This is a genomic window from Rhodoplanes roseus (genome assembly GCF_003258865.1).
Taxonomy (GTDB): domain Bacteria; phylum Pseudomonadota; class Alphaproteobacteria; order Rhizobiales; family Xanthobacteraceae; genus Rhodoplanes; species Rhodoplanes roseus.
Map to the genome: position 1 here is coordinate 1 of NZ_NPEX01000339.1, position 1,198 is coordinate 1,198.

Sequence of the window (1,198 nt, forward strand, 5' to 3'; positions counted from 1 at the left end):
CCATAATCCTTGTCCGTGTGTATGGATTCCGGGCTCGCCGCTGCGCGGCGCCCCGGAATGACGGACGTTTCTACCCCACCAAACACCCGCGCAGGCCCGCCTCGACGGCGGCGCGGTCGATCTTCTTGCCGATCAGCACGATGCGTGAGGCGCGCGGCTGCTTGCCCCAGGGGTCGGCGGAGCGGATCTCCATCAGGCGGTGGACGCCCTGGATGACGTGGCGGCGCGCATCGCCCGCCATCGCGACGATGCCCTTCAGGCGAAAGACGTTGTCGCCGTGCTCGGCCAGGAACGACCGCAGCCACGCCTCGAGCTTGTCCCGATCGAACGATCCCGGATCGACGAACGACATCGTCTCCAGCGCCGGGTCGTGATCGTGATGATGGTGGTGGACGTCGAGGAATTGCTCGTCGGCGGCGAGCGTCTTCGACAGGTCGAAGGCGCCGATCCCCAGAATCTTCTCCAGCTCGACCTTGGCGTAGCTGGAGCGGATGATCTCGGCCGTGGCGTTGAGGCCGCGCATGCGGCCCTCGATCGAGACGAGCTCGGGCTCGTCGACCAGATCCGTCTTGTTGACGATCAGGCGATCGGCCGCGACGATCTGATCGACGGCCTGGTTGTCGACGCCGTGCAGATCGGGATCGTCGAGATGCCGGCCGATATGCATCGCGTCGACCAGTGTGACGATGCCGTCGAGGCTCACCTGCCTGGCCACGTCCGCATCGACGAAGAAGGCGGCCGCCACCGGCGTCGGATCGGCGATCCCGGTGGTCTCGACCAGGATGTGGTCGAACTTCTCCCGCCGCGCCATCAGCTTCTGCAGGACCTCGATCAGATCCTGCCGCACGCTCGCCGTGCAGCAGATGCAGCCGTTGGTCATCTCGTAGATCTCCTCCTCCGAGGTGAGGACGAGACCGGAGTCGATGTTCACCTCGCCGAACTCGTTCTCGATCACGGCGATGCGATGGCCGTGCCGCTCGGTGAGGATGTAGTTCAACAGCGTCGTCTTCCCGGCGCCGAGAAAGCCGGTGAGGATGGTGACGGGCACGGGGGTGGATTTGTTGTTCATGATCTGCCTCACCTGGTGCTTCCGACCTCATGGTGAGGAGCGCTCCGTGAGGAGCGCGTCTCGAACCATGTGGCCGCGCCACAGATCAACTTTGGTCGATCTGTACATGTAAAGTGCGAGGTCGAGCCG

General features: G+C 64.6%; 1 protein-coding gene. It reads right to left on the minus strand.

What is annotated here, in order from left to right; translation table 11 throughout:
• Positions 1 to 70 precede the first annotated feature (70 nt).
• Positions 71 to 1,069 carry a CobW family GTP-binding protein gene (locus tag CH341_RS27500; protein ID WP_111422145.1) on the minus strand — a complete coding sequence of 333 codons (999 nt, stop codon included), beginning with the start codon at positions 1,067 to 1,069 and terminating at the stop codon, positions 71 to 73.
• Positions 1,070 to 1,198 lie beyond the last annotated feature (129 nt).

Coding starts and splice junctions, on each gene's coding strand:
- CH341_RS27500 (WP_111422145.1), bottom strand. CDS start 1,069: ATGAACAACAAATCCACCCCCGTGCCCGTCACCATCCTCACCGGCTTT.